Source organism: Phenylobacterium sp. (assembly GCF_030651185.1).
In the GTDB taxonomy this organism is placed as follows: Bacteria; Pseudomonadota; Alphaproteobacteria; order Caulobacterales; family Caulobacteraceae; genus Phenylobacterium.
Genome location: NZ_JAUSCJ010000041.1, coordinates 126,281 through 153,199, shown reverse-complemented (window position 1 = coordinate 153,199; position 26,919 = coordinate 126,281). Strand labels below are relative to the sequence as shown.

Genomic DNA, 26,919 nt, shown 5'->3' with positions numbered 1-26,919 from the left:
TCGCGGTTAGGCTCAGTGCAACAAGATATTTGGGAGCGGCGCCGCCATGGCCTTCAAGATCAACGTCAACGGCAAGAGCCAGAGCGTGGACGTCGAGGAGGGCACGCCCCTGCTCTGGGCGCTGCGCGACGGACTGGGGATCCTGGGGCCGAAATTCGGCTGCGGCGTCGGCCAGTGCGGCGCCTGCACGGTCCATATCGACGGCCAGCCAGTGCGCTCCTGCGCCCTGCCCATCGAGGCGGTCGGCGCGGCCAAGGTGGTCACCATCGAGGGCATCGGCGCCACCGCCATCGGCAAGAAGGTGCAGGCGGCCTGGACCGAACTGGACGTCGCCCAGTGCGGCTACTGCCAGCCGGGTCAGATCATGTCGGCCACCGCGCTGCTGAACGCCACGCCCAAGCCCGCCGACGCCGATATCGACGCCGCGATGAGCGGGAATATCTGCCGCTGCGCCACCTATGTCCGCATCCGCGCGGCGATCAAACAGGCCTCTGGCCAGAAGGTGGAGGCGTAAGATGGCCGACGGTTTCGCCGAAGGCGCCTCGCGCCGCGACCTGCTCAAGACCGGCGCCCTGGCCGGCGGTCTGGTCCTGTCCTTCAACCTGGCCGGCAAGGCGGGCGCAGCGGCGCCGGCCGCTGACGCCAAGCTCAACGCCTATGTCAGCCTGACCCCCGACAACAAGGTCACCATCGTCTCCAAGAACCCGGAGATCGGCCAGGGGATCAAGACTTCCCTGCCGATGATCATCGCCGAGGAGTTCGACGTCGACTGGGCCCAGGTCACCACCAAGCAGGCCGACGGCGACCCGGCCACCTATGGCCGCCAGTTCGCCGGCGGCAGCATGGCCACGCCGCTGCACTGGGATGAGCTGCGCCGGGTGGGCGCCGCGGGCCGGGCCATGGTGGTGGCCGCCGCCGCCCAGACCTGGAACGTACCGGCCGCCGAATGTACGACGGCCTCGGGCGTCGTCCATCACAAGGCCTCGGGCCGCAAGGCGACCTACGGTTCGCTGGCCGCCAAGGCCGCGACCCTGCCGGCCCCGGACCTGAAGTCCGTGCCGCTGAAGGACCCCAAGGACTACAAGATCCTCGGCAAGTTCATGCCGCAGGTGGACAGCGCCGCTCTGGTGAGCGGCAAGCCGCTGTTCGGGATCGATGTGGTGGTCCCGGGCATGCTCTACGCCACCTTCGACAAGGCGCCGGTGTTCGGCGCCAAGGTGGCCAGCGCCGACCTGGCCGCCGCCAAGGCGGTGAAGGGCGTACGGCAGGCCTTCGTGGTGGAGGGCGGGACCGATCTCTCCGGCCTGGTCCCCGGCGTGGCCGTGGTGGCCGACAGCTGGTGGCAGGCCCGCAAGGGGCGCGAGAAGCTCAATACCCAGTGGGCCGAGCATCCCACCTCCAAGCAATCCAGCGCCGGCTACGACGCCCAGGCCCTGGCGCTGTCCAAGGCCGCGCCGCTGCGCACTGAACGCCATGACGGGGACGTCGCGGCGGCCCTGAAGGGCGCGGCCAAGACGGTGGAGGCCGCCTACAGCTACCCCTTCATCGCCCACGCCGCCCTGGAGCCGATGAACTGCACGGCCGCCTTCAAGGACGGCAAGCTGGAGATCTGGGCGCCGACCCAGAACCCGGAGGCCGGCCGCCAGCTGGTGGCCAAGACCCTGGGCATCGCGCCCGCCGACATCACCCTGCACATGACCCGCTGCGGCGGCGGCTTCGGGCGCCGGCTCGCCAATGACTACATGGTCCAGGCCGCCTGGATCGCCCGCGAGGCCAAGGCCCCGGTGAAGATGCTTTGGACCCGCGAGGACGACCTCCGGTACGATTACTACCGGCCGGCCGGCTATCACTTCCTCTCAGGCGGCGTCGATGCGAGCGGGACGGTCACGGCCTGGCATGACCACTTCGTCAGCCTGGGGAACGACGGCAAGTTCGCCTCCAGCGCCGGCATGTCGCAGACCGAGTTCCCGTCACGCTTCGTGCCCAACTACCGCTACGACCTGTCGCTGATCCCGACGGGCGTGCCGACCGGTCCGCTGCGGGCGCCGGGCAGCAACGCGCTGTCCTTCGTCATCCAGTCGTTCATCGACGAGCTGGCCCATGCGGCGGGCGCCGATCCGGTCACCTTCCGCCTGAAGCTGCTGGGCGGCGGCGGGATGATGGGGACGCCCGGCCAGAACGGCTACGCCGCCGACCGCATGAGCGGTGTGGTCAAGCTGGCCGCCGAGAAGGCCGGCTGGGGCAAGACCAAGCTGCCCAAGGGGACCGGCATGGGGATCGCCTTCCACTTTAGCCACATGGGCTACTTCGCCGAGGTGGTGCAGGCCACTGTCGCCGCCGATGGCGCGGTGAAGGTCGACAAGGTCTGGGTGGCCGCCGATGTGGGCCGCCAGATCGTCAATCCGGCCGGCGGGATCAACCAGGTGCAGGGCTCGGTGCTCGACGGCCTGTCGGCGGCGCTGGGCCAGGTGATCACCATCGAGAACGGCGCGGCGGTGCAGAGCAACTTCGGCGACTATCCGCTGCTGCGGATGGCCGACGCGCCGCCGGTGGAGGTGCATTTCCTGATCACTGACAATCCGCCCACGGGCCTCGGCGAACCCGCCCTGCCGCCGGCCCCGCCGGCCTTGTGCAACGCCATTTTCGCGGCGACCGGCAAGCGTATCCGCAGCCTGCCGATCAATACCGAGGCGTTGAAGAGCGTTTGACCCCCTTGCGGTCCTGGCGGCTTTCGCCGGGGCCGCGGGTCGCGCTAGGGTAGGACCAGAAGACGCGGCGTCAGCCCGCGCGAAGCGGGTGGAGACATGACGGAAACCCTTGAGCTGCAGGCGAAAGCGACCCGTGGTCCGACGCGCCGGTTTGAACAGCGCAAGACCGCCATCGTCGCCTCGGCCGTCGAGGTCCTGAACCGCAAGGGCGTGCGCGGAATGACGCTCGGCGAGGTGGCGGCGAGTCTGAATCTCGTGCCGACCGGGGTGATCTACTATTTCAAGAACAAGGAAGACCTGGCCGCGGCCTGCTTCCTCAAGGGGGTCGAGGGGTTCAGCCAGTTCCTGGCGGCCGGCGAGACCGGCGCCGGCGCCCGCGAGCGCCTGACCCGGTTCTTCGACGCCTATCTCGACTATCGCCGCCGCATGGCCCTGGCGGAGGTCGAACCCCTCACCACCTTCAACGACGTGCGCGCCCTGAACTCCGCAGCCGTCAACGCCGCCTATGTGGACATGTTCCGGCGCGCGCGGGGCCTTCTGGACGGGCGGGAGACCGCGGCGCTCACCCGGCTGGAGCTGAACGCCCGGACCCACATGCTGCTGTCGGAGATCTTCTGGGCGCCGGTCTGGCTGCACCGGCACGATCCCGAGGACTATGGCCGGGTCACCCAGCGCCTGCTGTCCATCACCGCCGACGGCCTGGCTGCGACCGGCGCCGCCTGGAACCCCAGGCCCTTGCCGAACCTGATCCCGGAACCGCCTGAGGGCGGGGAGATATCCAGCGAGCTCTTCCTGCGGGCGGCCACCGAGCTGATCAACGAGGAGGGCTATCTCGGCGCCTCGGTGGAGAAGATCTCGGCGCGGCTGAACGTCACCAAGGGCGCCTTCTACCACCACAACGAGACCAAGGATGAGCTGGTCGAAGCCTGTTTCGAGCGCACCATAGAGGTGATGCGCCGGGCCATCCGCCAGGCCGAGTTGGTCACCACCGACGGGTTGCAGACCCTGGCCACCGTGGCCGCGGCGCTGGTGGAATACCAGATGTCGGGCAATGCGCCCCTGCTGCGCACCTCGGCCCTGACCTCTGCCCCGGAAGCCCTCCAGCCCAAGCTGGTGGCCAAGTTCGACCGCATCTCCGACCGCTTCGCCTCGCTGATCAGCGACGGGATCGCCGACGGATCGCTGCGGCCCATCGACACCAATATCGGCGCCCAGGTGATCACCGCGGCGATCAATGCCGCGGCCGAACTGCGGCACTGGGCGGCGGCGGTGACGCCGGCCCAGGCGGTGAACCTCTATGTGCGGCCACTGTTCGAAGGGCTGCTTTCGCCGCCGGTGCGCTAATCCACAACGACGAGACGGCTACAGGCCGCGAGAGGGTAGGGGACGTGAAGAAGCTTCTGATCGCCAACCGCGGCGAGATCGCCGTGCGGATCGCCCGTACCGCCGCCGAGATGGGCATCGCCACCGTGGCGGTCTTCGCGGAGGATGACGCCGCCTCCCTCCATACCCGCAAGGCGGACGCGGCGGTGGGGCTGAAGGGCTCGGGCCCGGCGGCCTATCTCGACGGCGCGCAGATCCTGGCGGTGGCCGAGGCCTGCGGCGCCGACGCTATCCATCCGGGTTACGGCTTCCTCAGCGAGAACGCCGCCTTCGCGCGGGCCTGCGGCCAGGCCGGGGTGATCTTCGTGGGGCCGAGCCCTGAGACCCTCGACCTGTTCGGCGACAAGGGGCAGGCCCGGGCGCTGGCCGCGCGCTGCGACGTGCCGATCCTGCCGGGAACCGAGGGCGCGACCACGCTGGAACAGGCCAAGGCCTTCCTGGCGGGCCTGGGGGCCGGCGGGGCGGTGATGGTCAAGGCGGTCTGCGGCGGCGGCGGGCGCGGCATGCGCCCCGCCCGGTCGGTGGAAGAGCTGGAACAGGCCTTCGAACGCTGCGCCTCGGAGGCCCTGGCGGCCTTCGGTGACGGCGCGCTCTATGTCGAGCAGTTCCTGGCGAGGGCCCGGCATATCGAGGTGCAGATCCTCGGCGACGGCGTCAGCGTCTCCCACCTGTGGGACCGCGAATGCAGCCTGCAGAGGCAGCGCCAGAAGGTGGTGGAGATGGCGCCCGCCTCGACCCTGCCCATGGCGATCCGCGAGCAGCTGTTCGAGGCCGCTGTGGCCCTGGGCCGCGCCGCCCACTATCGCAGCCTGGGGACGGTGGAGTTCCTGGTGGAGACCGGCGCCGATCCGCGCCTGGTGTTCATCGAGGCCAATCCACGCCTGCAGGTGGAGCATACGGTGACCGAGGAGGTTCTGGGCCTGGATCTGGTGCGCCTGCAGATCGAAGTGGCGCGCGGCCGCTCCCTGGCGGACCTGAATCTCACCCAGACGGAGGTCCCGGCGCCGCGCGGGGTGGCGGTGCAGGCTCGGGTCAATCTGGAGACCATGAGCGCCGATGGTTCGGCGCGTCCGGCGGGGGGTGTGCTCTCGGCCTTTGAACCACCGTCGGGACCAGGGGTTCGGGTCGACGGCTTTGGCTATGCCGGCTACCGGACCAGCGCCCGCTACGACTCCCTGCTGGCCAAGCTGATCGTCCACGCAGGCTCCGGCGGCCTACCGGTGGCCGTGGCCAAGGCGCACCGCGCCTTGTCGGAGTTCAAGATCGCCGGCGCGCCCACCAACATCGGCTTCCTGCAGAGCCTGCTGGCCCATCCGGCGGTGGTGGCCGGCGAGGTCCATACCCGGTTCATCGAGGAGACCATGGGCGAACTGGCCGCCACGGCCGACGCTCCAAAACTCTACTTCGAAGCCGCCGCATCAGGGGGTGTCGCCAAGCGGGCCGGCGTGCAGATCGACGCCGGCGATCCGCTGGCGGTCCTGGCGCTCGGCAGGGAAGAGCGCGCCCGCGTCGAGGAGGCCGACGCCGAGGCCGAGGGACCGGAGGGGACCCGGCCCCTGCGCGCGCCGCTGCAGGGCACGGTGATCGCGCTCTCCGTCGCCGTCGGCGATACAGTCCGTGAGGGCCAGGCGCTGTTCATCATGGAAGCCATGAAGATGGAGCACGTGGTCTCCGCCGCCGTCTCCGGCGTGGTGCGCGAGATCACAGTGGAGGCGGGCGACACGGTCTTCGAGGACCACCCCCTGGCCTTCATCGAGGCGGGCGAGGTGGAGGGCGACGCGGGCGAGGCCGAGGAGATCATCGACCTGGACTTCATCCGCCCCGACCTGGCCGAGGTGCTGGAGCGTCATCGCCTGACCCTGGACGCGGCGCGACCCGAGGCTGTCGCCCGTCGCCGCAAGACGAAACAACGGACCACGCGGGAGAACGTCGAGGACCTCTGCGATCCCGGCACCTTCACCGAATACGGGGCTCTGACCCTCGCCGCGCGCCGCCGCCGCAATACCCTGGATGAGCTGATCGCCACCACGCCGGCCGACGGCATGGTCATGGGCCTGGGCCAGGTGAACGGCGATCGCTTCGCCGAGGACAAGGCCCGGGTCGCGGTCATGGCCTATGACTACACCGTGCTGGCCGGCACCCAGGGGGCGCACAATCACGAGAAGCTCGACCGGATGAGCGAGATCGCCCTGCGCTGGCGGGTCCCCACGGTGTTCTTCACCGAGGGCGGCGGCGGACGGCCCGGCGACACCGAGGGCGGCGGCTTCACCCGGGGCTTCGAGTTCTGGGGACGGCTGTCGGGGGCTGTGCCCCTGGTGGGGATAAATTCCGGCCGCTGCTTCGCCGGCAACGCCGCCATCCTCGGCTGCTGCGACGTGATCATCGCCACCAAGGATTCGGCCCTGGGCATGGGCGGTCCGGCCATGGTGGAGGGCGGCGGGCTCGGCGTCTTCCGCCCCGAGGAGATCGGGCCGCTGAAGGTCATGCAGGCCAACGGCACCATCGATGTGCTGGCGGACGACGAGGCCGACGCCGTACGATTGGCCAAGCAGTACATCTCCTACTTCCAGGGACCTGTCGCCGACTGGACCTGCGCCGACCAGCGGCTGCTGCGCCGGTCGATCCCGGAGAACCGGCTGCGGGTCTATGACGTGCGCAAGGTGATCGAGCTGATCGCCGACGAGGACTCGGTGCTGGAGCTGCGACCGAAGTTCGGCCTGGCCATGATCACCGCCTTCATCCGCATCGAGGGCCGCCCGGTCGGGGTGTTCGCCAATAACCCGCACCATATCGGCGGGGCCATCGACGCCGACGCCTCGGACAAGGCCGCCCGCTTCATGCAGCTGTGCGAGGCCTTCGACATCCCGCTGCTGTCGCTGTCGGACACGCCGGGCAACATGGTGGGGCCGGAGGCGGAGAAGACCGGCCTGATCCGCCACTGCTCGCGGCTGTTCGTGATCGGGGCGAACCTCACCGTGCCGATCTTCTCGGTGATCCTGCGCAAGAGCTATGGTCTGGGCGCCATCGCCATGACCGGGGGGAGCTATCAGGCGGCCATGTTCTGCGTCGCCTGGCCGACCGGCGAGTTCGGCGGCATGGGGCTGGAGGGCTCGGTGAAGCTGGGCTACCGCAACGAGCTGGCGGCCATCGCCGATCCGGTGGAACGCAAGAGGAGCTTCGACGAGCGGGTGGCGCGGGCCTATGCCGCCGGCAAGGCCCTGGCCCGCGGCGCGGGAACCGACCTGGACGACGTCATCGATCCCGCCGACACCCGCCGCTGGGTGCTGGCGGGGCTGAAGTCCCTGCCGCCGGTTCCGGCCCGCACGGAAAAGAAGCTGCGCTGGATCGATTCCTGGTGAGGCGGGCGCCAGCTTGACCGCAGGGGCCGCGCGAAGGACTGTGCGGCTTGGTTAACAGGAGGGCTGGCGGATGTTTCGATCGATCTCAGCGCTTCTGGGCGTGGCCCTGCTGCTGACGGGGCCCGTCGCCACGGCCCAATCCACCAAGCCCGCCCCGGGGGTCGCGCCAGGTCCGGCGGCCGCCGTGCCCTGGTGCCCGCCGGGCCAGGCCAAGGACGCCGCCGGCAAGTGCGTGGCCTTGGCGGCAGGCCCTCCGGCCAGCGCCCAGAAGGCCGCCGAAACGCCCACCGTCTACCAGACCGTCAACGGTGTCCGTACGCCCATCGTCAGCGGCGCCCCGGCGGCGCCGGTCAAGGCGACCGCGACGCCAGCCGCCAAGCCTTCCACCTATGCCAAGCCTGCCGCGGCCTCCCCGGCGATCGCCGCCGCGCCGCCGCCGACGCCTATCGCGGTGGGAGAGCCGAACGGCGACTGCACCACGCGCGCGCGCAACCTCATCCACGACAGCCGCTCACCCGGCGGCTGTGCGCCCTGTCCGCGGGGCCGGGTTCCCAACCATGCCCGCCAGGCCTGCATCATCCCCATCCCGCCGCCCCATCGGCGCTGAGATGTCCGTCATGCGAACCCTGCTGATCCCCGCGACCCTGCTGGCCCTGGCCTGCGCCACGACGGCGTCAGCCCAGTCCTACAGCCGCGCCATCGACCCCTCGGATCGGGGCGGCCAGCCCTATCCGACCGACCGCGCGCCGCGGGACGACGGGTACCGGCAACCGGGCGCCACGCCGCTGGATGACCGCTACGCCCAGCAGGACGGCTACCCGCAGGACGCCTATCGTCAACAGCCAGCCTACCGCCGCCCCCTAGGCAAGAAGTATCGGCGAGCCCAGGCCGCCGTCAGCCGCTACTCCGCACCCGGTCGGCCGGTCTACTACAACGACGGCATGATCCGCACGGGCCGCGACTATCCGGCCGGGACCGTCGGCCTCAACGGCCACTGACACGTCACGAGGCCTAGTTCGGGATGTAGGTCCGCAGCACGTCCTCGATGATTCGCTCCAGCTGGCCCAGGGTGTTGCAAGGCTTGGCCACGTGGCAGAAGGGCTGATAGCGCTGCATCACACTGTCGCCCTGGCCCCAATAGCTCTCGGGTTCGGGGTTCAGCCAGATCATGGCGCGGCAGCGCTTCTGGATCGTCGCGAACAGGTCGACTCGAGGGTCTGCATAGTTTGACCGCGCATCCCCCAGGAAGATCACCGTGGTGTGGCGGTCGATCTGGTCCAGGTGCAGGTCGCAAAAGTCTTCCAGGCTCTTGCCGTAGTCGGTTTGCTGGAAGCCGATCTTCTTCAGAACCTCCAGGATGGCGGTCTCGACCTTGTTCTCGTCCATCACGTCGTTGACGCTGATCATCCGGCCGGAGAAGGCGAAGGCCTCCATCCTGTCGACAACCTCGTTCAAGCTATAAAGGAAGGTCAGCAGGAACTGGGCGGCGGCGGCGACGGACTTCGAGACGTCGCAGATGGCCACGATGTTCGGCTTCTCGACCTTCTTGGTCTTCCAGACGATCTCGAAGGGCATGCCGCCATAGGCCATGGACTTGCGCAGGGTGCGGCGGACGTCCAGGTGGCCGAGCTGGGCCTTGTTGCGGCGGCGCGAATAGCGATCGGCCAGCCGCTTGGCCATCTTCTTCACCAGGGCCTGCATCATCACCAGGTCGGCCGGGTCGATGCCGCCCTCGGCGTTCAGCGCCTTGCGGGCCAGGAGCTCCTCGCGGAGGTTCTTTCCGCTCTCCGAGGCATAGAGTTCGTGCTGGCGATCGACGAAGCGCTGGGCTTCCTCGGTCAGCGCTTTCTTGCCGGACTCCAGCCGCGCCACCAGGGCCTGACTGCGGGCGTCCTCCAGCTTCTTGGCCGCGGCGATGATCTGCTCGATCTCCGACAGCCCCATCTCCTCCAGCATCCGCCGGGTCAGGCGGCTGCGCTGGGTGGAGAGGCGGATGGACGAGACCTGGGCCCGTTCGGCCGCGGCCTCCATCGCCTGGGCCAGGGCCGAGACGTCGCCGTTGAGCAGCATCTGGGCCAGTTCGGAATTCGCGACCTCCGGAGGCGTGCCCTCCGGCTCGCCGTCCTTACCGGCGGGCGGCGGCGGTTCGAGCTGGAAGGTCTCGCGGTCGAAGAAGGTCTCGAAGGTCTCGTCGAAACGAGTGACCTCGTCGGCGGTCTTGGCCAGGGTCGCGCACAGCGCGTCCTTGAACAGCTCGCGGTCGGCGAAGCCCACCGTGGCCACCGTCAGGTGCGCGTCGATCGCCTCGACGGGCGAGACCTTGACGTCCGCGGCCCGTAGGGCCCGGAGGAAGTCTTCCATCGCGCCTTGCATGGCGGGACCCTCAGGCCAGGGGCCGGCGGATCAGCTCGACGATCTGCGGCTCCACGGAGGCGATGTCCTGCTCGAACTTGAGCAGCACGTTGAGACTGTCACGCACGACCTCGCCGTCCAGGCTCTCGGCGTTGAGCAGGATGAGCGCTCGGGCCCAGTCCACGGTCTCGGAGATCGAGGGCGACTTGCGCAGGTCGAGCGTGCGCAGGGACTGCACGAAGCTCACCAGCTCGTGGGTCAACTTGGCCTCAATGCCGGGCACGCGGCTGGCGACGATCTTCCGCTCCAGGGCGGCGTCGGGCAGGGGGATGTGCAGGTGCAGGCAGCGGCGCTTCAGGGCGTCACCCAGGTCGCGGACGTTGTTGGAGGTCAGGAACACGATCGGCGGGGTCTTGGCCTTCAGCACGCCAAGCTCGGGGATCGAGACCTGATAGGCCGAGAGCACCTCCAGCAGGAAGGCCTCGAAGGCCTCGTCGGACTTGTCGATCTCGTCGATCAGCAGGACGCAGCCGTCATCCTCCCGCAGCGCCTTCATCAGCGGGCGCGGCTCCAGGAATTGTTCGGAGAAGAACAGGTCGCCGATGCCGTGCAGGCGGTCCATGGCCTCGTCCATGGTGCCGCCGGCCTCGGCCAGCTGGGCGCCCATGCGGTCCTTGAGAATCTGGGTGTAGAGGAGCTGCTTGCCGTACTTCCACTCGTAGAGGGCCTTGGACTCGTCCAGGCCCTCGTAGCACTGCATGCGGATCAGCGGCAGGCCGAGCAGGGCGGCGGTGGACAGCGCCAGTTCGGTCTTGCCGACCCCGGCCGAGCCTTCCACCAGGATGGGCTTCTGCAGATGCACGGCCATGTAGAGGGCCGTGGCGATGCGACGGGACGCGATGTAGCCGACGCCGGCCAGCCCTTCGATGAGGGCGTCCACCGAAGCCATGGGGCTGCTGGCAGCGGCCGAATATGCCGCCGTAGCTGAAAGGGTCAAAGTCGTAGCTTTCAAAAATTGGCGCAAAGCACGCCGGAGAGAACGTCAATGACGCCAGTGTGCCAAGCCGCGCGCCCCTTGCGCAAGTCTTCGCGTCGTCGCGGGCGAGTCGGGCGCCGCTTTACCCGAGCTTCACACCACTCTGGGTAAGGAGAACGCCATGCGCCTACTCCCGGCCCTCCTCCTCGGGCTGCTGGTGGCTGGCCCGGCCCAGGCCGGCGACCCGGCGGTCAGCCTCAAGCCTCCGTCCGGCAAGCCGGTGGCGGCGGCCGTCGTCATGGTCGCGGCGGCCGTGAAGCCCGGGGGCGACTGACGTGGAGTTCGTGCTGCGCCGTCTGGCGATGTTCAAGTTCCTGCGCACCAAGCTGACCCTGCTCTACGCGGCGCTGTTTGGGGTGACCCTGATCCTGATCTCGGTGGCGGTGTTCTCGGCCATCTCCAGCGCGGCCCAGCGACAGGTGCGCGGTGAGCTTACCGCCTCGGGCACGGTATTCGACCGCGTCTGGTCGCTGCGTTCGGAGCAGCTGCGCCAGGGCGCGGCCCTGCTGAGCCGCGATTTCGGCTTCCGCGAGGCGGTGGCGACACGGGACCAGGCCACCATCGTTTCGGCCATGGAGAACCTGCGCGCCCGACTGCGGATCGACCTGGCCTTCATCGTGGGCGTGGACGGCCAGGTGACGGCCGCCGACAGCAGCCGGCTGACCCTGCGGGCCGATGATCTGGTGGCGGCGATGTACGAGTCCGAGGCGCCCTCGGGTATCTTCGTGCTCGACGGCATGCCCTACCAGATGATCGCCGCCCCGGTGATGTCGCCCGACCTGATCGGCTGGGTGGTGTTCGCCGCCCGCCTGGATCAGACCGAGATGTCGGCCCTGGAGCGGCTGGCCGCCATCCCGCTGGACGCCAGCGTCGCGCACCGGACCAAGGACGGTTGGGTCTCCAGCGAGACGATAAGCCAGGCCGACATGGCCAGCTTGGCGGCCTTCATCGAGAAGGCCGTGGCCGCCAGGATCACCGCGCCGCGCACCCTGAACACCTCGGCCGGCAAGGCCATCGCGCTCGTCAAACCCCTGCCGGTGCTGACGGCGGGCGAGACCGCCGATCTGGTGCTGAGCTATCCGGTGTCTCGGGCCTTTGGTCCGTACCGCCCGCTGCTGGCGATCATCGCCGGGTCCGGCCTGCTGGGCCTGCTGCTGGTGATCTATGGCAGCTGGACCCTGGCCAAGAGCGTCACCCGCCCGATCTCGGCCCTGGACGAGGGCGCGCGGCGGCTGCAACGGGGCGAGGACGCTCACGTGCCGGTGGAGAGCCAGGACGAGATCGGCCGCCTGGCCGAGAGCTTCAACATCATGGCCACCGAGATCCGCGAGCGCGAGCGGCGGATCACTCACCTGGCGCACCATGACCCCGAGACGGGACTGCCCAACCGCCTGGCCCTGGAGAAGGGACTGGATATCCTGCGCGCGCCCGGGGACGAGGGGCTGTTCGTCGCCGTCCTGGGTGTCGACCGCTTCGCCCATGTGCGCGGCGCGATCGGCTATGCGCCCGCCGCCCAGGTGATCCGCGAGGTCGGCGAGCGGCTGGCCGGCCTGCAGCCGCGCGGTCTGGTGGCCAGGCTCTCCACCGATGTCCTGGCGCTCGCCTTCGAGGCCGGCAGCGAGGCGGCGGCCGAGGCCCTGATGCTGCACCTGCTGGGAGATCTTGAGCAGCCCCTGCATATCGGCGGCGACGCCATCGACGTGGCCCTGACGGTCGGCCTGGCCCCCGTCCTGGCCACTGACGCACCCGGCGCGACCATCGAGCGGGCCAATATCGGCTTCGATCAGGCCCGCGCCGCGCGGTGCAAGATCGCCTTCTTCGACGCCGAGGCCTATGGCGACCCGTCCTCGAACCTGGCCCTGATGAGCGGCATGCTCTGGGCCATCCGCTCGGGCCATATCGAGCTTTTTCACCAGCCGAAGTTCGACCTGCGCGCGCGGACCGTGAACGCGGTCGAGGGCCTGGTCCGCTGGCGACATCCGACCCGGGGCCTGCTGCGACCGGACCTGTTCATTCCCATGGCCGAGGAGACCGGCCATATCCGCACCCTCACCGACTGGGTCCTGCGCCAGGCCATCGAGGACCAGGCCAAGCTGGCTCAGCATGGCCATGTCGTCGAGATGTCGGTGAATATCTCGGGCCGTCTGCTGGGGGACCTCGACTTCGCCGATCTGGTGGACCGCATGGCGCCCCAGGCGGTGGGCAAGCTGTGCTTCGAGATCACCGAGACGGCGGTGATCGAGAACCCCGAAGTCGCCCTGCAGGTGCTCGACAGGTTCCGCGCCGCAGGCGTCCTGATCTCCATCGACGACTTCGGCACCGGCCTCTCGTCCCTGGCCTATCTGAAGCAGATCCGCGGGCACGAACTGAAGATCGACCGCTCGCTGATCATGGATGTCACCGAGAGCCAGCGGGACGCCCTGATCGTGCGCTCCACCATCGACCTGGCCCATAGCCTGGGGCTGAAGGTCACCGCTGAGGGGGTGGAGAAGCCCGACGCCTTCCAGATGCTGGCGGCCATGGGCTGCGACGCCATCCAGGGCTACCTGATCGCCAAGCCCCAGCCGCTCCATGAGCTGTTGGTGTTCATGCGCGACGATGAAGAGCGGAAGCGCAGGTTCGGCTGAACGCCCGTCTAGTGGATCATGTTCATCGCGCCCGGCGCGGGACGCAGGTCGACGCTGACCTCCTGGCGGCCGCCGGCGGCGGGGACGGCGATGGTCTTTGCGACCTGGTTCCTGGCGGTCTTCATATAGGGCTGCCAGACGGTCATGGCGGCGCTGCCGCCGGGCGCGTTGCGGATCAGGGCGATCCCGTCGGCGCCGGTCTTGGCCGCGTAGGGGGTGTCCACCACCACCACGTAGGCGATCATCTGGTCGTGGATGTTGCAGCCCAGGGCCACGACGCCGGCCTTGTCGAACACCACGCTGCGGCTCTCGTCGCGGCCGTACAGTTTCAGTTCGAACTTCTTGGCAGGCGAGAACGAATAGACGTGGTGGCGGACATTGTCCTTGTTGGGGAAGGTCACGTTGCTGCCCACCGGCACGATCAGCACGAAGGGATTGAAGCTGATGTTCTGCTGGGCCACCGAATAGGGCCAGGTGAACTTGATGGGCGCGGCGGCCGCCGCTCCGGAGGCTGGCCTCAGGGTGACCACGGCGTCTTTCACCGGTTGTCCGTGCACATTGCGGACCACCACGGAGAGGTCTCCGGCCAGGGCCTGGGGGGAGAGCGTCAGGGCCGCCAGGGCCGCCAGGATGAGTGCGCGCATGGCCCACCATCGCCCCGCGCCGGTCGCCGCGAGGTTAACGTCGCGCCGGTTCGCCGCCGGTGAACCTTCCTTAAAGGGCTGTGAGGCATGCCTTCCGTAACAGGTTCGGCGGGTCCCGGCGGATGTCCGGGCGCGAGGGGAGCGGAAATCATGACAAGCAAATCGGGCGTGATTTCGCTCGCCCTGGGCCTGGCGATGGCGGGAAGCCTCGCCGAGGCCAGCGACATGGAAACCAGCGGCAAGCTGCTGCTGACCGGCGGCGTCACCAGCGTCGAGGGCGCGGGCGGCGGCGGCCTGGCCAGTTGGGCGACGATTACCGGCTACGGAACCCGTGACGAGTGGGGCGCCAACGCCCACGCCACCTTGGTGGAGCTGCCAGACTACCAGTTCCGCGCCGGCGGCGTGTCGGTGGGCTTCCACGACCGGGTCGAGGTCTCCTACACTCGCCAGGCCTTCGACACCGGCGAGACGGGCGCCAAGCTGGGCCTGGGCCAGGGCTTCACCTTCAACCAGGATGTCGTGGGCGCGAAGGTCCGCGTCCTGGGGGACGCCGTCTACGCCCAGGACAGCTGGGTCCCTCAGGTCGCCGTGGGCGTCCAGTGGAAGAAGAATGACAGGGACACCCTCATCAAGGCCCTCGGCGGCAAGGATGACTCGGGCGTCGACTACTATGTGGCGGCCACCAAGGTGCTGCTGAACCAGAGCCTGGTGATGAGCGGCGCCCTGCGCGCCACCAAGGCCAACCAGACCGGCCTGCTGGGTTTCGGCGGCGGCAAGAACGATGACTACCAGATCCAGTTCGAGGGTTCGGCCGGCTACCTGGTCTCCAAGCGTCTGCTGATCGGCGCGGAATACCGCTCCAAGCCCGACAATCTGGTGGGGCTGAAGGAGGACGACTGGGTCGATGTGTTCGCCGCCTACGCCTTCAACAAGAACCTCTCGGTCACCGCAGCCTATGCGGACCTCGGGACCATCGCCACCTTCAAGGACCAGCGCGGTCTCTACCTCTCGATCCAGGCAGGCTTCTGATGTCGAACCTCCGCACCCTGATCTTCGCCACAGCCCTGGCTGTGGCCGCTCCGGCCGTCGCCGAGGAAAAGCCGGTCGATCCCTATACCCAGTCCAGCGCCAACGCCGGGGCGATCCCGTTCACCGGCGATCAGATGCTGGCGGCTTTCCATGGCCGAGACGGCGTGGCCCGCATCGTTGACGACACCCTCGACCGCAGTGTCGCAGATCCGAAGTTGCGGGAGATCTTCCACGCCACCGACATGGAGCGCCTGCGCCGGACTCTGAAGGAACAGGTGGTCTACCTGCTAGGGGCGCCGGTGGCCTATACCGGCCGCGACATGAAGACGACCCACAAGGACCAGGGGATCAACACCGCTGAGTTCAACATCCTGGTCGAACACCTGCAGCTGGCCATGGACAAGGAAGGCGTCGCCTACCGGTACCAGAACCAGCTGCTGGCCAAGCTGGCCCCGATGAAGCGCGACGTCGTCACCCGCTAGAGCCGCGTCTCCAGACACAAAAAAGGCCCGGGGATCACCCGGGCCTTTTCCGTTTCAAGAGGCGCCTAGTACTTCAGGGTCACCGTGGCCATCACGGTGCGCGGGGCGCCGAAATAGGCCGTGCGGATGCCGCCCACCGAGGAGAACTCCTGGGCGTCGGTCTTGTAGACCTCGTCGGCGAGGTTCTTGCCGTAGATCCCGGCCGAGACATGCCGCTGCGAGCTCTCCCAGACGATCTGCGCGTCATAGAGCCAGTAGCTCGGCTGGAAGATGCCGGGGAAGCGGGCGCGGGTGACCAGGTTGGCGTTGTCGATGGCCAGCGCCATCTCCGAACGGTATCGGGCCTGGGCGCCGACGCTGACGAAGCCGGTGTCCCCCAGGTCCCACTCGTAGCGGCCGGCGACTCGGCCGGTCCATTCCGGCGAGAAGGCCGGGGTCTGCCAGGAACGGTCCAGGTTGGTGAAGCCGGTGGCCGGGGCCACGGCGGCGCGCTGTTCGGAGAACTCTCCGTACTCGGCGTTCAGGTAGCCCACCTCGGCGTTCAGGCTGAGGCCTTGGATGGGATTGGCCGCCAGTTCCAGTTCAGCCCCGTAGATCTTCAGCTGGCCGGCGTTCAGCACGGTGAAGTCGATGGCCGGGATCGGCTGGGTCGGCGAGGTGACCGAGTGGCCGACGCGGGCCTGGAAGTCCTGGTAGTCGTTGTAGAAGACCGTGAAGTTGGCCCGGGCGCGGTTGTCGAACAGCTCGGTCTTCACGCCGGCCTCGTAGGAGAGCGCGGTCTCAGGCGCATAGGGCTGCTCTTCGCCCGGCGCGTTGGCGCGGCCGTTGAAGCCGCCCGACTTGAAGCCCTTGGAAATGCGACCGTAGAAGAAGACATCGTCCGAGGCCTGATAGTCCAGGCTGACCATCGGCGAGACGTCGTCCCAGGTTTCTTCGGCCTTGAAGGCGAAGGTCCCGTTCAGCGCGCCCAGGTTCGAGAAGGTCGAGGTGGTGCGGGCGTATTTCTTCTCTTCGTTGGTGTAGCGGACACCGGCCGACAGCCGTAGCTGCTCGGTCAGCGCGTAGCTGGCGTTGGCGTAGGCGGCCCAGCTGGTGGTCTTCAGGTCGTCGTCCACGGTGCGCAGGAAGCTGAAGGGCGCGGTGTAGGCGTTGGCGAAGGCGGCCTGGTGCGATTTCACCGTTTCCTTCAGATAGTAGAGCCCGCCGATCACCTGCCAGGGGCCCTCGTTATAGGCCAGTTGCAGCTCCTCGCTCACCTGGTCCTGGTCCACCGCCACCAGGGCGTCGGTCAGCTGCAGGGCGGTGGCGTCGAAGTCGATGTAGTCGTCGCTGTCGAGGTTGCGGTAGGCGGTGATCGACTTCAGCGACAGGGTGTCGGTCAGGTCGTAGCCGACGGTGACGGCTGCGCCCCAGTGCTCGAACCGGGTCTCGTTGGGCAGGCCCGGCGTCGTGGTGGTGCTGAAGTTGTATTCCGGGATCGCCAGCGGGACGGGATAGAGCACCGGACCGAAGGCCGAGGTGAGGCTGTTCTGGGCCTGGCCGACGCTGAGGCCGGACTTGTCCTTGGTGTAGTCGGCCGAGGCGTTGACGCTCAGCCGGTCATTGGGCGTCCAGGCCAGGGCCACGCGGCTGGAGAAGGTGTGCTTGTCGTTGTACTCGGCGCCGTTCACCGGATCGGTGACGTAGCCGCCCCGGCTCGAACCCATGGCCGCGAAGCCGAGGGCCAGGGTGTCGCTGACGGGACCCGACAGGGCGATCTTGGCTTCGAACAGGTCGTAGCTGCCGACGCTCACCGAGCTCTGCGAGCGGACGGTCTGGTCAGGCTGGCGGCTCACCAGCTTCAGGGCGCCGCCGATGGTGTTCTTGCCGTAGAGCGTGCCCTGGGGGCCGCGCAGCACTTCGACACGGGCAAGGTCCAGGAGGTCGAACTGGGTGCCCCGGATGCGGCTGTAATAGACGTCATCCACGTAGACGCCGACCGCGGGGTCGAAGGTCTGCAGGGCGTCGGGCTGGCCGATGCCGCGGATGTAGATGTTGGTGGAGTTCGACGAGGCGCGGCCCTGGACCAGGTTCAGGTTCGGCACGGCGCCTTGCAGGTCGGTGATCGCCGTCGCGCCCTGGCGTTGCAGGGTCTCGCTCGAGAAGGCCGAAATGGCGACCGGCGTGGTCTGCAGATTTTCCTCGACGCGGCGGGCGGTGACCACCAGCTCCTCGACCGTACCGGGGGTGGTTTGGGCGTAGCCCTGGCCGGCGATAACGCTCCAGGCCGCGCTCGCGGCGAGCGCGAGCTTCCAATTGGATTGCATATGTCCCTCCCATGGCGCCCGGACGGACGCCTCATTTGAGCGTGACCGTGGCCCCGCTCCCGAGGGGCGTCAATTATTCATTCATCGTGGAGTGAATTTCCGACCAGACACTTTTCGACCGATGCAAGCGCGCCACAGAAGCTGACCCGCGCGTCAGGCCGCGGCGGCGAAATAGGCGTCGAGGGCGGCCAGGGCCTGGGGCTCCTCCAGGGTCGGGGCGTGACCGACGCCGGGGATGTCGACCCGGAGCATGTGCGGCAGCAGCGCGGCCATGCGGTCGGCGACGGCGGCCTCCAGGATGTCGGACTGGCCCCCCCGCACCAGCAGCAGGGGCTTGCCCGTCGCCATGGCGACGAACAGCGGCCAGAGGTCGGGGCCCGTCGCGGCGGGCGCGGCGGTGGGGGCGACCTTGAAGACCTCGGAGATGGCCGGGTCGTAGTCGAGGGCCAGCCCCTTGTCGGTTTCCCGGAACACCCGGCGGGCGAAGCGCTCCCAGTCGGCTTCGGTCAGGCCGGGCAGGGCCTCGCCGTTGACGGACCTGGCGTAGGCGGCGGCCTCCGACCAGCTCGCCACCTGGGGCGCGCCGCCGACATAGCCGGCGATCCGCGCCAGGCCCGCCGCGCCGACCTCCGGCCCGACATCATTCAGCACCACCCCGGCGATCAGGTCCGGACGCATGGCCGAGAGGGTCAGCGTGATCAGGCCGCCCATGGAGGTGCCGACGAAGTGGGCGCGGGCAATCCCGCTCTGTTGCAGCAGGGCGATGACGTCTCCGGCATAGACGGCGGGGTTGTAGTTCAGGGGACTGGGGTCCCAGGCCGAACGGCCGCGGCCCCGCACGTCCAGGGCCAGGACGCGTCGGCCGCAGGCGGCGATCCGCGGCGCCACCACCTCGAAGTCACGGGAATTGCGGGTCAGGCCGTGCAGGCAGACCACCGGCGTCCGCGCCGGGCCGTCGGCCGCCGCATAGTCGCGCGCCGACAGGGTCAGACCATCGGCGGTGGTCCAGGTTCTCATCGCGGGGTCGGTCATGGCGGGCTCCTGATGTCCGGGAACAGCACCCCCGTCCGCCTCTCAAGTCAATCACTCAGCGTTGAATGAACATTGACTTGCGAACCGGAGCCGTCAGGGTCGGCGATCACCTTTGAGACTTCGGCGCAGCGCGCCATACTCAAAGCGCGAACCGTTTGGGAAGGCCACATGGCGACAGCGTTGCAGTCCAAGGCCGCCGGCAAGACCCGGGCCCAGAAGAGCTTCGAAACCAGCGAGCGGATCCTCGACGTGGCCGAGGCCGAGTTCTCGCGCCACGGCTTCGACGGCGTCACCCTGCGGGCGGTGGCCAAGAAGGCCAAGGTCGACACCGCCCTGCTGCACTACTATTTCGATTCCAAGAAGGGCCTGTTCGACGCGGTCTTCCTGCGCCGCGCCGAGGTGCTGAACAAGGATCGCCTGGAGGCCATGGACCGCTACGAGGCGGAAGCCGGCGACAACATCACCGTCGAGGGCGCGGTGGCGGCCTTCCTCAACCCGGTGCTGGAACGCTGCGCCAATGCGGGCCCCGAATGGCGCGCCTATTTCGCCCTGATCGGGGTGGTCAACAATACGCCGGTCTGGGGCGGCGAGACCATGACCCGCTACTTCGACCCCGTCATCCACCGCCTGATCCGGGTGGTGCGCCGCGCCCTGCCCTATGCGCGGGAGGAGGACCTGTTCTGGTCCTATCACATGCTGTCGGGCAGCCTGACCCTGACCCTGGCCGAAACCGGCCGCATCGACACCCTCTCGGGTGGCCTGTGCCGCTCCGCGGACATTGCCGCCGTCACCCCGCGGATGATCGCCTATGCGGCCGCGGGGTTCCGGGCGGTCTGCCAGCGCTAAAGTCCGTACGGGCGGTAGGGCCCCGCGATCAGCTGCTCGAACACGCCCATGCCCTTGATGGGCTCATCGCCCGGCGTCGAGAAGGTCACGCGGCTGAGCGCCTGGATGTGCCAGTTCTCGGGGCTGGCCATGTTCGTGGCGGCCAGATCGATGTCCTCGCGGGCCACCACCAGGTCGCCCTTGTAGCCGCCGTGCCGCCACTCGGGATGGCCATAGCCGATGCCGCGCATCAGGAAGGTCAGGAAGGGCTCGAACTTCACGCTGGCCGAGCCCTGGGCCAGGGGAATGTTGAGGGTGCCGCCCTGGGCGTGGCGGGTGCCGGGAATCATCGAGACGTCGTCGATCTTGGCATGCTCACTGTGATAGCCGCCGCCCTCGCCGGCGCCGTCGGGCAGGATCACCGCCCGGGTGTTCCAGGGCGTGCCGTCGGAGTCGGCGTTGACGTGGAAGAAGACGCTGCGGTCGGCGAAGTTCAGCGGCGTCCACTGCCAGAAGAAGCCGGTGATGGTCTGCGGCACGGCCGGCTGAGGATCGGGGGCGCCGATCGGCCGGATGCCCCAGGAGCGATCCCGCGTCCCGACGCTGCCGGCCGCCAGGGTGACCCGCTTGCCGTCCACCTCGATCCAGCCGCTGCAGCGCACGTTCTGGGTCAGGCGGGTGTAGTCCATGAAGGCGCGGGGGCCGTTGCGGCGGGTGAAGCGCGGCTCCTCGATGGGAAAGGTGCGGCCCTCGAAGACGAGCTCGGCGGCGATGCCCTCCGATGAGGTGACCGTCACCTTCAGCTTCTGCAGGGGTTCCAGGATCTCGATGGTGATGGGCCCGCAGGAGAGCTCCATCCGCTCGCTGTTCAGCACGCGGCTGACGTGCAGGCAGTGCTCCACCCCGTCGCGCACCACCGCGAAGTGGGCGTCGGCGACGTTGAGGTTGGGATAGACCCCGAAGGCGGCGGCGAAGAACTCCGTCCCGTCCGGCTGATAGCCGTTGAAGAAGTACCGGTCGTAGAAGTTCCGGTCTGTGCCCGAATAGGCGATGGGATCGGGAGTCTGGTGGATCGGGAAATCATCGGCCTTGGTGAGCATCGGGCATCCTCCGGGGCGCGTGTTATCGTTGTCGGTATTGCCGCCGCGCGTGTCAGGGCAGTATCAAGTGAACAAAGATAACAAGACAAGGGAGAGCGTCGATTGCTGCCCTCACGTAAGCTTACGTAGGGGCGACAAGCGGCCGGTCGAAGATGAGCGCAGCCGACATGACATTTTCGCAGCTCACGGTCGCTCAAGGCCCCTCGAGCGACCGGTGAGCCATCCTCTGGAACCTCGCATCTCGGCCTATATCGCCGTTCAGATGCCGGAGGCCACCGACGTGGCCGTCCGCGACCTGTCGCGTATTTCCGGTGGCGCCTCGCGGGAAACCTACCGCTTCGTGGCGTCCTGGACGCAAGGGGGCCAGGCTCGCGAGCGCAAGCTGATCCTGCGCCGCGATCCCCCCGCCAGCCTGATCGACACCGAGCGCCGGATCGAGTTCGAGGCCTATCGCGCCTTCCACGGAACCAGCGTCCCGGCCCCGGAGATGCTGTGGCTGGAGGAGGGCGATGGGCCGCTGGACCATCCCTTCTTCATCGCCGAGGAGATCGTCGGCTTCCAGGCCGGCCCCGGCCTGCTCTGGGCCGACCCCTATCTCGACACCCATGCCCGCCTGGCCGAGCGCAAGTGGACCATCCTCGGCGAGATCGCCAAGGCCGATCCGGTCGCCAACGGCCTCGCCGCCGTGATGCCCGCCGTCGCGGCGGGCGACTGCTGGAACCGCGAACTCACCTACTGGGAAGGGGTCCTCAACGACGACGAGGCCGAGCCCCTGCCAATCATCCGCGCGGCCATCCGCTGGCTGCGCGCCAATCCGCCGCCGCCGGCCCAGAAGGTGGGCGTGGTGCATGGCGACTACCGCACGGGCAACTTCCTCTATGACACCGAGGGGCAAATCCACGGCATCCTCGACTGGGAGATGGCCCACCTGGGAGACCCCCTGGAGGACCTGGGGTGGAGCCTCAATCCCATCTGGACCTTCGGCCGCGGCCTGGCCGGAGGGCTCGTCCCGCAGGACCAGGCCGTCGCCATCTGGGAGCGGGCGAGCGGCCTCACGGCCGACCCCGCCGCCCTGCACTGGTGGACCCTGTTCAATTGCGTGAAGGGCCAGGCGATCTGGGTCTCCAGCGCCAGGGCCTGGCTGGACGGCGGCAACCGCGAACCCATCATGGTCTATCCCGCCTGGGCCATGACCAACGCCCAGGACCGGGCGGCTCTGCAAGTCATGGGGCGGCTATGATCCCTTCAGTCCCGGCCGTCCTCATGGACCTTGCCGGCAAGGTCGCCGCCAACGCCGCGCCCCATGTGAACCCCGTCGACCGGGCCAGCGCGCTGGGCCTCTCGGCCCTGCTGATGGGCCTGGCCGCTGAGAACTGGGATAGCGCGGCCCATCATCTGGTGATGGAGAACCGTGCCTTCCGCACCCTGCTGGCCCGGGGCGCGGCCTATGCCCCGCCGCCGGCGGAACATGCCGAGGACGACTTCCGGCTCTCGGCCCTGGCCGCGGAGAACGGCCGCCTGCGCGCGGCCCTCATCACCCTACAGACTGCGGTCGAGGGCCGCGACGAGGCGATGAACGACGCCATCTGGGCGGAACTGCGCGCCTCTACCGAACGGCGGAAGACCCAAGGCTCAGCCGTCTAGATCTTGCGGTCCTGCCAGTAGGCGTCGCGCAGGAGGCGCTTGTAGAGCTTGCCGGTGGGCAGGCGCGGCATCTCTTCGATGAAGTCGATGGAGCGCGGGGCCATGTAGTGGGCCAGCCGGGCCTTGGCGTAGGCCAGCAGCTCCTGCGCCAGTTCGTCGCTGGGGGCATGGCCCGGCGCCGGCTCGATCACGGCCTTCACCGCCTCGCCCATTTCCGGATGCGGGATGCCGAACACCGCCACGTCGGCGACCTTGGGGTGGGTCACCAGCAGGTCCTCGATGGCCTGCGGATAGATGTTCACCCCGCCGGAGATGATCATGAAGGACTTGCGGTCGGTGAGGTAGAGATAGCCGTCGGCGTCGAGATAGCCGACGTCGCCCAGAGCGTTCCAATTGGGGTGCTGCGGGTGGCGGGCGTCGGCGGTCTTGCCGGGGTCGTTGTGGTACTCGAAGGTCGGGGTCTCGCGCTCGAAATAGACCAGGCCGGTCTCGCCGACCGGCAGTTCGGCGCCGTTCTCGTCGCAGATGTGCAGCACGCCCAGCGCCGCGCGGCCCACCGAGCCGGGATGCTCCAGCCAGTCCTCCGAGGTGATGAAGGTCGAGCCCGAGCCCTCGGTGCCGGCGTAGTACTCGTAGAGGATCGGCCCCCACCACGCGATCATCTGACGCTTCACCTCCACCGGGCAGGGGGCGGCGGCGTGGATGGCGACCTGATGGCTGGAGAGGTCGTGGCGGGCGCGGGCCTCCGGCGGAAGCTTCATCATGCGGACGAACATGGTGGGCACCCACTGGCTGTGGGTGACGTGGTATTTCTCAATCAGCGCAAGGGCTTGCTCGGCGTCAAAGCGCTCCATCATCACCACCGCGCCGCCGAAGGACTGGACGCTGAGCACATAGGCCAGCGGGGCGGCGTGATAGAGCGGGGCGGGCGAGAGGTAGACGCTGTCGGGCGTCAGGCCATAGCGGTTGACCGCCTGGCGGGCCGCGAAACCCTCGGCCGGCGTGACCTGCGGCAGGGGTCGCAGGATGCCCTTGGGCCGCCCGGTGGTGCCCGACGAATAGAGCATGGAGTCGCCCATCCACTCCTGGGCCAGCGGCTCGGGCGAGGCGGCGGCCAGGGCGTCCTCGTAGGACTCCCAGCCGGGGATCGTGCCGCCCACCATCAGGCGGACCCTGCAGTTGGGGATCAGGTCGGCCAGGGCCTGGGCCAGCTCGCGCTTCTCGTAGGAGGTGACCAGGGCCTTGGCCCCGCAGTCGCCGATGATGTAGGCGGCCTCGTCCGGCGGCAGGTAGCGGTTGATGGTGGTGACGTAGAGCCCTGAGCGGAAGCCCGCCCAGACCGGGTCCATGAAGGCCAGGTTGTTCTCCATCAGGACCGCGATGTGGTCGCCCCGGCGCAGGCCCTGGGCCCAGAGGAACTGGGCCACGCGGTTCGACCGCTCGTCGAGCTGGGCATAGGTCACCACCTGGCCGGTGTCGGCGGAGATCAGGGCCGGCTTGTCGGGCGTCAGGCGCGCGTGGTCGGGCAGGTACATGGTCTCAAGCTCCCTTTGCGGCCCGTCTTCGCGGGCTGTCCAGGGGAGGACGATGGGGCCGCAATCCTTGGCAGGCAAGGCCTAGCCGTGCCGGGTCCTGGAATCGGCCGGCGCTTCCGTACGGTCATTCAGGCCGTAGTCGCGCAGCACCTCGGCCACCCGCAGGCGGTAGTCGGCGAAGACGCCGGACCGGCCCGCCGCCTGGGCTCCCCGGTGCGGCTCCAGGGCCCGCCACTGCGCCACCGCCGCCTCGTCGCGCCAGAAGGAGAGGGAGAGCAGCTTCCCGGGTTCGGTAAGACTTTCAAAGCGTTCGATGGAGACAAAGCCGTCGATCCCGTCCAGCAGCGGGCGCAGGTCAGCGGCGAGGTCGAGGTAGGCGCCGCGGGTCTGTGGGTGGGGCAGGACCTCGAAGATGACGGCGATCACGCGGTCACCGGGGCGAGAAAAGTCCGCTCCTCCCGCAGGATGAACCGCTGCTGCTGGGCCAGGGCGAAGTTGGCGGCTCCGGCCGGGTCGGTGCGCAGGCGGGCGCGGTAGGCCTCGTAGGCGGCGAGGCTCTGGAAGGAGATCAGGGCGTGGGCGACGTCGTTGGTCCCCTCGTGCGGCAGCCAGTAGCCGATCAGGTCGCCGCCGCAGGCCGGGATGATGGTCAGCCAGTTCCTTGCATAGGCCTCGAAGGCGTCGCGCTGGAAGGGGTCGATGACATAGCGGATGTGGCAGGTGATCGTCACGTGTCGGTCTCCACGGAGGGTAGATAAGGCCCCTCTCATAGGGCGCCCGGACGCGGGCATGTTTCGATGGCGGTCGAATTGTCGTCGAAGGGGTTCGGGGCTAGGCTCAGCCTATGAAACTCGGTCCCGACATCGCCCGGATCGGCGCCCTGCTGGGGGACCCGGCAAGGGCCAACATGTTGACCGCGCTGGTCGCCGGTCAGGCGCTGACGGCTGGCGAACTGGCGCGGGAGGCCGGTATCACGGCCTCGACGGCGAGTTCGCATCTCGCCAAGCTGACCGACGATGGCCTGTTGGTGAGGGTCAAGCAGTCACGCAGTGTCTACTACGCCCTGGCCGGCGAGGACGTGGCGGCCCTGCTGGAGACCCTCATGGGCCTGGCCACCCGCACCGGCCATCTGCGCACCCGACCGGGACCGAAGGAGCCCGCCCTGCGCCGGGCACGGGTCTGCTACGACCACCTGGCCGGCGAGCTGGCGGTCATCCTGCTGGACAATCTGCTGGCCCGCGGGGTGATCGAGGACCGCGACGGCGCGCTCAGCCTGGGGCCTGACACCGGCTTCCTGCGCGCCTTCGGGATCGAGCCCGACGCCCTCCCGCGCGGTCGCCGTCCGGTTTGCAAGGCTTGCCTGGACTGGAGCGAGCGCCGCAGCCACCTGGCCGGCTCGCTGGGGGCCGCCATGCTGACCCGGATCTACGACCTGGGCTGGGCGCGGCGGACCCAGGGGACGCGGCTGGTGACCTTCAGCGCGCCGGGCCTGGCGGCGTTCGAGGCGCAGTTTGGAGCATTTCCAGCGCCGTAGATGGGGGCGGAAAAGCAGCGGTGCTCTGGAATGGCGGCGCGATCAGTCGGCGCCGCCCCGGTGGTCACGCTTGGTGGCGCGGTAGGTCTTGGCCTGGGCGGCGGACTGGCGGCGCTCGGCCGCCTTGGCGATCCGCTCGGCCTTCTGCGCCACCGCCGCCAATTCCCGCCCGAGCTTCTGGAAGTTGGCCCAGCGGCCGGGATCGAGGGCGCCGCTCTGCAGGGCGGCCGCGATCGCGCAGCCGGGTTCGTGAGTATGGCCGCAGTCGTTGAACCGGCAGTCGCCGGCCAGGCTCTCGATGTCGTCGAAGACCTCGCTCACGGCCTCCTCGGCGTCGATCAGCCCCACCTCGCGGATGCCCGGCGTGTCGAGCAGCAGGGCGCCGCCCGGCAGCAGGACCAGCTGCCGACTGCTGGTGGTATGGCGGCCCTGGTCGTCGGCCTCGCGGATCTCCGCCACCGATAGGCGGTCCTCGCCCAGGAAGGCGTTGACCAGGGTGGACTTGCCGACCCCGGACGAGCCGATCAGCACGCAGACCTCACCGGGCGCGACCTGGGCCAGCAGGGGCGCCAGGCCAACGCCGTCCCGCGCCGAGACCAGCAGCACCGGGGCGCCGTCCGCCAGGGCGACGATTTCGGCGGCCTCACCTGTCGGATCGTCGGAGAGGTCGGACTTGGTCAGCACCACCACCGGCCGCGCCCCGCTCTGCCAGGCGGCGGCCAGATAGCGCTCGATCCGGCGCGGATTGAGGTCGGCGTTCATCGAGGAGACGACGAACACCACGTCGATATTGGCGGCGATGACCTGCAGCTTGCCCAGGCTGTCGGCGGCGCGGCGGGTGAGCACCGTGCGCCGGGGCAGGACCGCCTCGATGGTGGCCGCGCCGTCGGCGGGGTTCAGCGCCAGGGCCACCCAGTCGCCGACGGACGGCGGGTCGGCCTCCTGGGCCTCGTGATGCAGGCGGCCCGAGAGGTTGGCGCGCAGTTCGCCGTCATCGGTGGCGACGAGATAGCCGTCGCGGTGCTGGGCGATGACGCGGGCCGGCGTGTGGCCGGCCTCGGCGTGGGCCGCGAAGGCCAAGGCCAGCAGGGCCGACCATCCATATTGCGCGATCACGCTTTCAAGCATGGGAAGAGTTTATCGCCTTTCGGCCGGGAATTCCTCACCCGTTCTCGCCGGAGCCCCAGCTATCTCCTCCTCTTCCCCAGGGGGAGAGGAGAGATCGTCCAGCTTCCCGCCACGTTAACAATCGACAAGCGGGCCAACCTCGGGTTTGTTGCAGCGCCCTCGTTTTGAGGGCCAAGACGAATTTGATCAGGGACG

24 protein-coding genes are annotated in these 26,919 nt (G+C 68.8%); 14 read left to right on the top strand and 10 right to left on the bottom strand.

The annotated features are described in order from the left end of the window. The first annotated feature begins 46 nt into the window (after positions 1–46). From Q7J39_RS20160 to Q7J39_RS20135, 6 genes are all read left to right on the top strand, one after another. A complete protein-coding gene (locus Q7J39_RS20160) occupies positions 47–514 on the top strand; it encodes a (2Fe-2S)-binding protein (protein ID WP_304829728.1) in 468 nt (155 codons plus the stop codon). Between the two features lies 1 nt (position 515). After that, positions 516–2,708, top strand: a complete 2,193-nt coding sequence (locus Q7J39_RS20155) for a xanthine dehydrogenase family protein molybdopterin-binding subunit (RefSeq protein WP_304829725.1) — start codon at positions 516–518, stop codon at positions 2,706–2,708. A gap of 96 nt (positions 2,709–2,804) precedes the next feature. Then, positions 2,805–4,052, top strand: a complete 1,248-nt coding sequence (locus tag Q7J39_RS20150; RefSeq protein WP_304829722.1) for a TetR/AcrR family transcriptional regulator — start codon at positions 2,805–2,807, stop codon at positions 4,050–4,052. Positions 4,053–4,096: 44 nt separating this feature from the next. Further along, a complete protein-coding gene (locus tag Q7J39_RS20145; RefSeq protein WP_304829719.1) occupies positions 4,097–7,450 on the top strand; it encodes a carboxyl transferase domain-containing protein in 3,354 nt (1,117 codons plus the stop codon). Positions 7,451–7,520: 70 nt separating this feature from the next. After that, positions 7,521–8,057 (top strand): hypothetical protein, encoded by a 537-nt coding sequence (locus Q7J39_RS20140; protein WP_304829716.1) that lies wholly within the window; start codon positions 7,521–7,523, stop codon positions 8,055–8,057. 10 nt (positions 8,058–8,067) lie between these two features. Next, positions 8,068–8,448 carry a hypothetical protein gene (locus Q7J39_RS20135; protein WP_304829713.1) on the top strand — a complete coding sequence of 127 codons (381 nt, stop codon included), beginning with the start codon at positions 8,068–8,070 and terminating at the stop codon, positions 8,446–8,448. 13 nt (positions 8,449–8,461) lie between these two features. Here the strand turns inward: Q7J39_RS20135 and Q7J39_RS20130 are convergent, their stop codons facing one another. Then, positions 8,462–9,811 (bottom strand): VWA domain-containing protein, encoded by a 1,350-nt coding sequence (locus Q7J39_RS20130; protein ID WP_304829710.1) that lies wholly within the window; start codon positions 9,809–9,811, stop codon positions 8,462–8,464. A 22-nt stretch (positions 9,812–9,833) separates the two neighbouring features. Beyond that, on the bottom strand, positions 9,834–10,751 hold the full coding sequence (locus tag Q7J39_RS20125; RefSeq protein WP_215342880.1) for a MoxR family ATPase: 918 nt from the start codon (positions 10,749–10,751) through the stop codon (positions 9,834–9,836). Between the two features lie 208 nt (positions 10,752–10,959). On the opposite strand from Q7J39_RS20125, the gene Q7J39_RS20120 reads away from it, so the two are divergent. Both Q7J39_RS20120 and Q7J39_RS20115 read left to right on the top strand, forming a co-directional pair. Continuing rightward, entirely contained in the window at positions 10,960–11,112 is a 153-nt protein-coding gene (locus Q7J39_RS20120; protein ID WP_304829705.1) for a hypothetical protein, read from the top strand. Between the two features lies 1 nt (position 11,113). Beyond that, entirely contained in the window at positions 11,114–13,465 is a 2,352-nt protein-coding gene (locus Q7J39_RS20115; protein WP_304829702.1) for a bifunctional diguanylate cyclase/phosphodiesterase, read from the top strand. Between the two features lie 8 nt (positions 13,466–13,473). Here Q7J39_RS20115 and Q7J39_RS20110 read toward each other — a convergent pair whose 3' ends face one another. Further along, on the bottom strand, positions 13,474–14,109 hold the full coding sequence (locus Q7J39_RS20110) for a methylamine utilization protein (RefSeq protein WP_304829699.1): 636 nt from the start codon (positions 14,107–14,109) through the stop codon (positions 13,474–13,476). A gap of 150 nt (positions 14,110–14,259) precedes the next feature. Between Q7J39_RS20110 and Q7J39_RS20105 the strand changes: the two genes are divergently transcribed. Both Q7J39_RS20105 and Q7J39_RS20100 read left to right on the top strand, forming a co-directional pair. After that, positions 14,260–15,138, top strand: a complete 879-nt coding sequence (locus tag Q7J39_RS20105) for a DUF3034 family protein (RefSeq protein ID WP_304829697.1) — start codon at positions 14,260–14,262, stop codon at positions 15,136–15,138. Further along, entirely contained in the window at positions 15,138–15,620 is a 483-nt protein-coding gene (locus tag Q7J39_RS20100) for a group 1 truncated hemoglobin (RefSeq protein ID WP_304829695.1), read from the top strand. The genes Q7J39_RS20105 and Q7J39_RS20100 overlap by 1 nt, the downstream gene beginning before the upstream one ends. Before the next feature lie 65 nt (positions 15,621–15,685). Here the strand turns inward: Q7J39_RS20100 and Q7J39_RS20095 are convergent, their stop codons facing one another. Next, positions 15,686–17,926, bottom strand: coding sequence for a TonB-dependent receptor (locus tag Q7J39_RS20095; protein ID WP_304829693.1), 2,241 nt, complete (start codon positions 17,924–17,926; stop codon positions 15,686–15,688). Between the two features lie 153 nt (positions 17,927–18,079). Then, entirely contained in the window at positions 18,080–18,958 is an 879-nt protein-coding gene (locus Q7J39_RS20090) for an alpha/beta fold hydrolase (RefSeq protein WP_304829690.1), read from the bottom strand. A 168-nt stretch (positions 18,959–19,126) separates the two neighbouring features. Between Q7J39_RS20090 and Q7J39_RS20085 the strand changes: the two genes are divergently transcribed. Continuing rightward, positions 19,127–19,804, top strand: coding sequence for a TetR/AcrR family transcriptional regulator (locus Q7J39_RS20085; protein WP_304829686.1), 678 nt, complete (start codon positions 19,127–19,129; stop codon positions 19,802–19,804). Here Q7J39_RS20085 and Q7J39_RS20080 read toward each other — a convergent pair. Continuing rightward, entirely contained in the window at positions 19,801–20,883 is a 1,083-nt protein-coding gene (locus Q7J39_RS20080) for a hypothetical protein (RefSeq protein ID WP_304829683.1), read from the bottom strand. The two genes, Q7J39_RS20085 and Q7J39_RS20080, sit on opposite strands and share 4 nt — an antisense overlap. Positions 20,884–21,097: 214 nt before the next feature. On the opposite strand from Q7J39_RS20080, the gene Q7J39_RS20075 reads away from it, so the two are divergent. Together Q7J39_RS20075 and Q7J39_RS20070 are read left to right on the top strand one after the other, a co-directional pair. Then, positions 21,098–22,123: a phosphotransferase family protein gene (locus Q7J39_RS20075; protein ID WP_304829680.1), complete on the top strand. Its 1,026-nt coding sequence runs from the start codon at positions 21,098–21,100 to the stop codon at positions 22,121–22,123. Then, a complete protein-coding gene (locus Q7J39_RS20070) occupies positions 22,120–22,527 on the top strand; it encodes a hypothetical protein (protein ID WP_304829675.1) in 408 nt (135 codons plus the stop codon). The genes Q7J39_RS20075 and Q7J39_RS20070 overlap by 4 nt, the downstream gene beginning before the upstream one ends. Here Q7J39_RS20070 and Q7J39_RS20065 read toward each other — a convergent pair. From Q7J39_RS20065 to Q7J39_RS20055, 3 genes are all read right to left on the bottom strand, one after another. Further along, positions 22,524–24,062 carry an acyl-CoA synthetase gene (locus tag Q7J39_RS20065; protein WP_304829672.1) on the bottom strand — a complete coding sequence of 513 codons (1,539 nt, stop codon included), beginning with the start codon at positions 24,060–24,062 and terminating at the stop codon, positions 22,524–22,526. The genes Q7J39_RS20070 and Q7J39_RS20065 overlap by 4 nt on opposite strands. Before the next feature lie 81 nt (positions 24,063–24,143). After that, a complete protein-coding gene (locus tag Q7J39_RS20060) occupies positions 24,144–24,488 on the bottom strand; it encodes an antibiotic biosynthesis monooxygenase (protein ID WP_304829668.1) in 345 nt (114 codons plus the stop codon). Beyond that, positions 24,485–24,793, bottom strand: a complete 309-nt coding sequence (locus Q7J39_RS20055) for an NIPSNAP family protein (RefSeq protein ID WP_304829665.1) — start codon at positions 24,791–24,793, stop codon at positions 24,485–24,487. Before Q7J39_RS20055 ends, Q7J39_RS20060 begins: the two co-directional genes overlap by 4 nt. 113 nt (positions 24,794–24,906) lie before the next feature. Here Q7J39_RS20055 and Q7J39_RS20050 point away from each other — a divergent pair, with 113 nt between their 5' ends. Continuing rightward, the gene (locus Q7J39_RS20050) at positions 24,907–25,596 is read left to right on the top strand and encodes a helix-turn-helix transcriptional regulator (RefSeq protein WP_304829662.1); all 690 of its coding nucleotides are present in this window, start codon (positions 24,907–24,909) and stop codon (positions 25,594–25,596) included. A 42-nt stretch (positions 25,597–25,638) separates the two neighbouring features. Here Q7J39_RS20050 and rsgA read toward each other — a convergent pair whose 3' ends face one another. Continuing rightward, positions 25,639–26,724 carry a ribosome small subunit-dependent GTPase A gene (gene rsgA, locus Q7J39_RS20045; RefSeq protein ID WP_304829658.1) on the bottom strand — a complete coding sequence of 362 codons (1,086 nt, stop codon included), beginning with the start codon at positions 26,722–26,724 and terminating at the stop codon, positions 25,639–25,641. Positions 26,725–26,919 lie beyond the last annotated feature (195 nt).

Coding starts and splice junctions, on each gene's coding strand:
- Q7J39_RS20155 (WP_304829725.1), top strand. CDS start 516: ATGGCCGACGGTTTCGCCGAAGGCGCCTCGCGCCGCGACCTGCTCAAG.
- Q7J39_RS20135 (WP_304829713.1), top strand. CDS start 8,068: ATGCGAACCCTGCTGATCCCCGCGACCCTGCTGGCCCTGGCCTGCGCC.
- Q7J39_RS20100 (WP_304829695.1), top strand. CDS start 15,138: ATGTCGAACCTCCGCACCCTGATCTTCGCCACAGCCCTGGCTGTGGCC.
- Q7J39_RS20150 (WP_304829722.1), top strand. CDS start 2,805: ATGACGGAAACCCTTGAGCTGCAGGCGAAAGCGACCCGTGGTCCGACG.
- Q7J39_RS20140 (WP_304829716.1), top strand. CDS start 7,521: ATGTTTCGATCGATCTCAGCGCTTCTGGGCGTGGCCCTGCTGCTGACG.
- Q7J39_RS20085 (WP_304829686.1), top strand. CDS start 19,127: ATGGCGACAGCGTTGCAGTCCAAGGCCGCCGGCAAGACCCGGGCCCAG.
- Q7J39_RS20130 (WP_304829710.1), bottom strand. CDS start 9,811: ATGGAAGACTTCCTCCGGGCCCTACGGGCCGCGGACGTCAAGGTCTCG.
- Q7J39_RS20080 (WP_304829683.1), bottom strand. CDS start 20,883: ATGCTCACCAAGGCCGATGATTTCCCGATCCACCAGACTCCCGATCCC.
- Q7J39_RS20065 (WP_304829672.1), bottom strand. CDS start 24,062: ATGTACCTGCCCGACCACGCGCGCCTGACGCCCGACAAGCCGGCCCTG.
- Q7J39_RS20110 (WP_304829699.1), bottom strand. CDS start 14,109: ATGCGCGCACTCATCCTGGCGGCCCTGGCGGCCCTGACGCTCTCCCCC.
- rsgA (WP_304829658.1), bottom strand. CDS start 26,724: ATGCTTGAAAGCGTGATCGCGCAATATGGATGGTCGGCCCTGCTGGCC.
- Q7J39_RS20090 (WP_304829690.1), bottom strand. CDS start 18,958: ATGACCGACCCCGCGATGAGAACCTGGACCACCGCCGATGGTCTGACC.
- Q7J39_RS20125 (WP_215342880.1), bottom strand. CDS start 10,751: ATGGCTTCGGTGGACGCCCTCATCGAAGGGCTGGCCGGCGTCGGCTAC.
- Q7J39_RS20120 (WP_304829705.1), top strand. CDS start 10,960: ATGCGCCTACTCCCGGCCCTCCTCCTCGGGCTGCTGGTGGCTGGCCCG.
- Q7J39_RS20050 (WP_304829662.1), top strand. CDS start 24,907: ATGAAACTCGGTCCCGACATCGCCCGGATCGGCGCCCTGCTGGGGGAC.
- Q7J39_RS20160 (WP_304829728.1), top strand. CDS start 47: ATGGCCTTCAAGATCAACGTCAACGGCAAGAGCCAGAGCGTGGACGTC.
- Q7J39_RS20070 (WP_304829675.1), top strand. CDS start 22,120: ATGATCCCTTCAGTCCCGGCCGTCCTCATGGACCTTGCCGGCAAGGTC.
- Q7J39_RS20105 (WP_304829697.1), top strand. CDS start 14,260: ATGACAAGCAAATCGGGCGTGATTTCGCTCGCCCTGGGCCTGGCGATG.
- Q7J39_RS20095 (WP_304829693.1), bottom strand. CDS start 17,926: ATGCAATCCAATTGGAAGCTCGCGCTCGCCGCGAGCGCGGCCTGGAGC.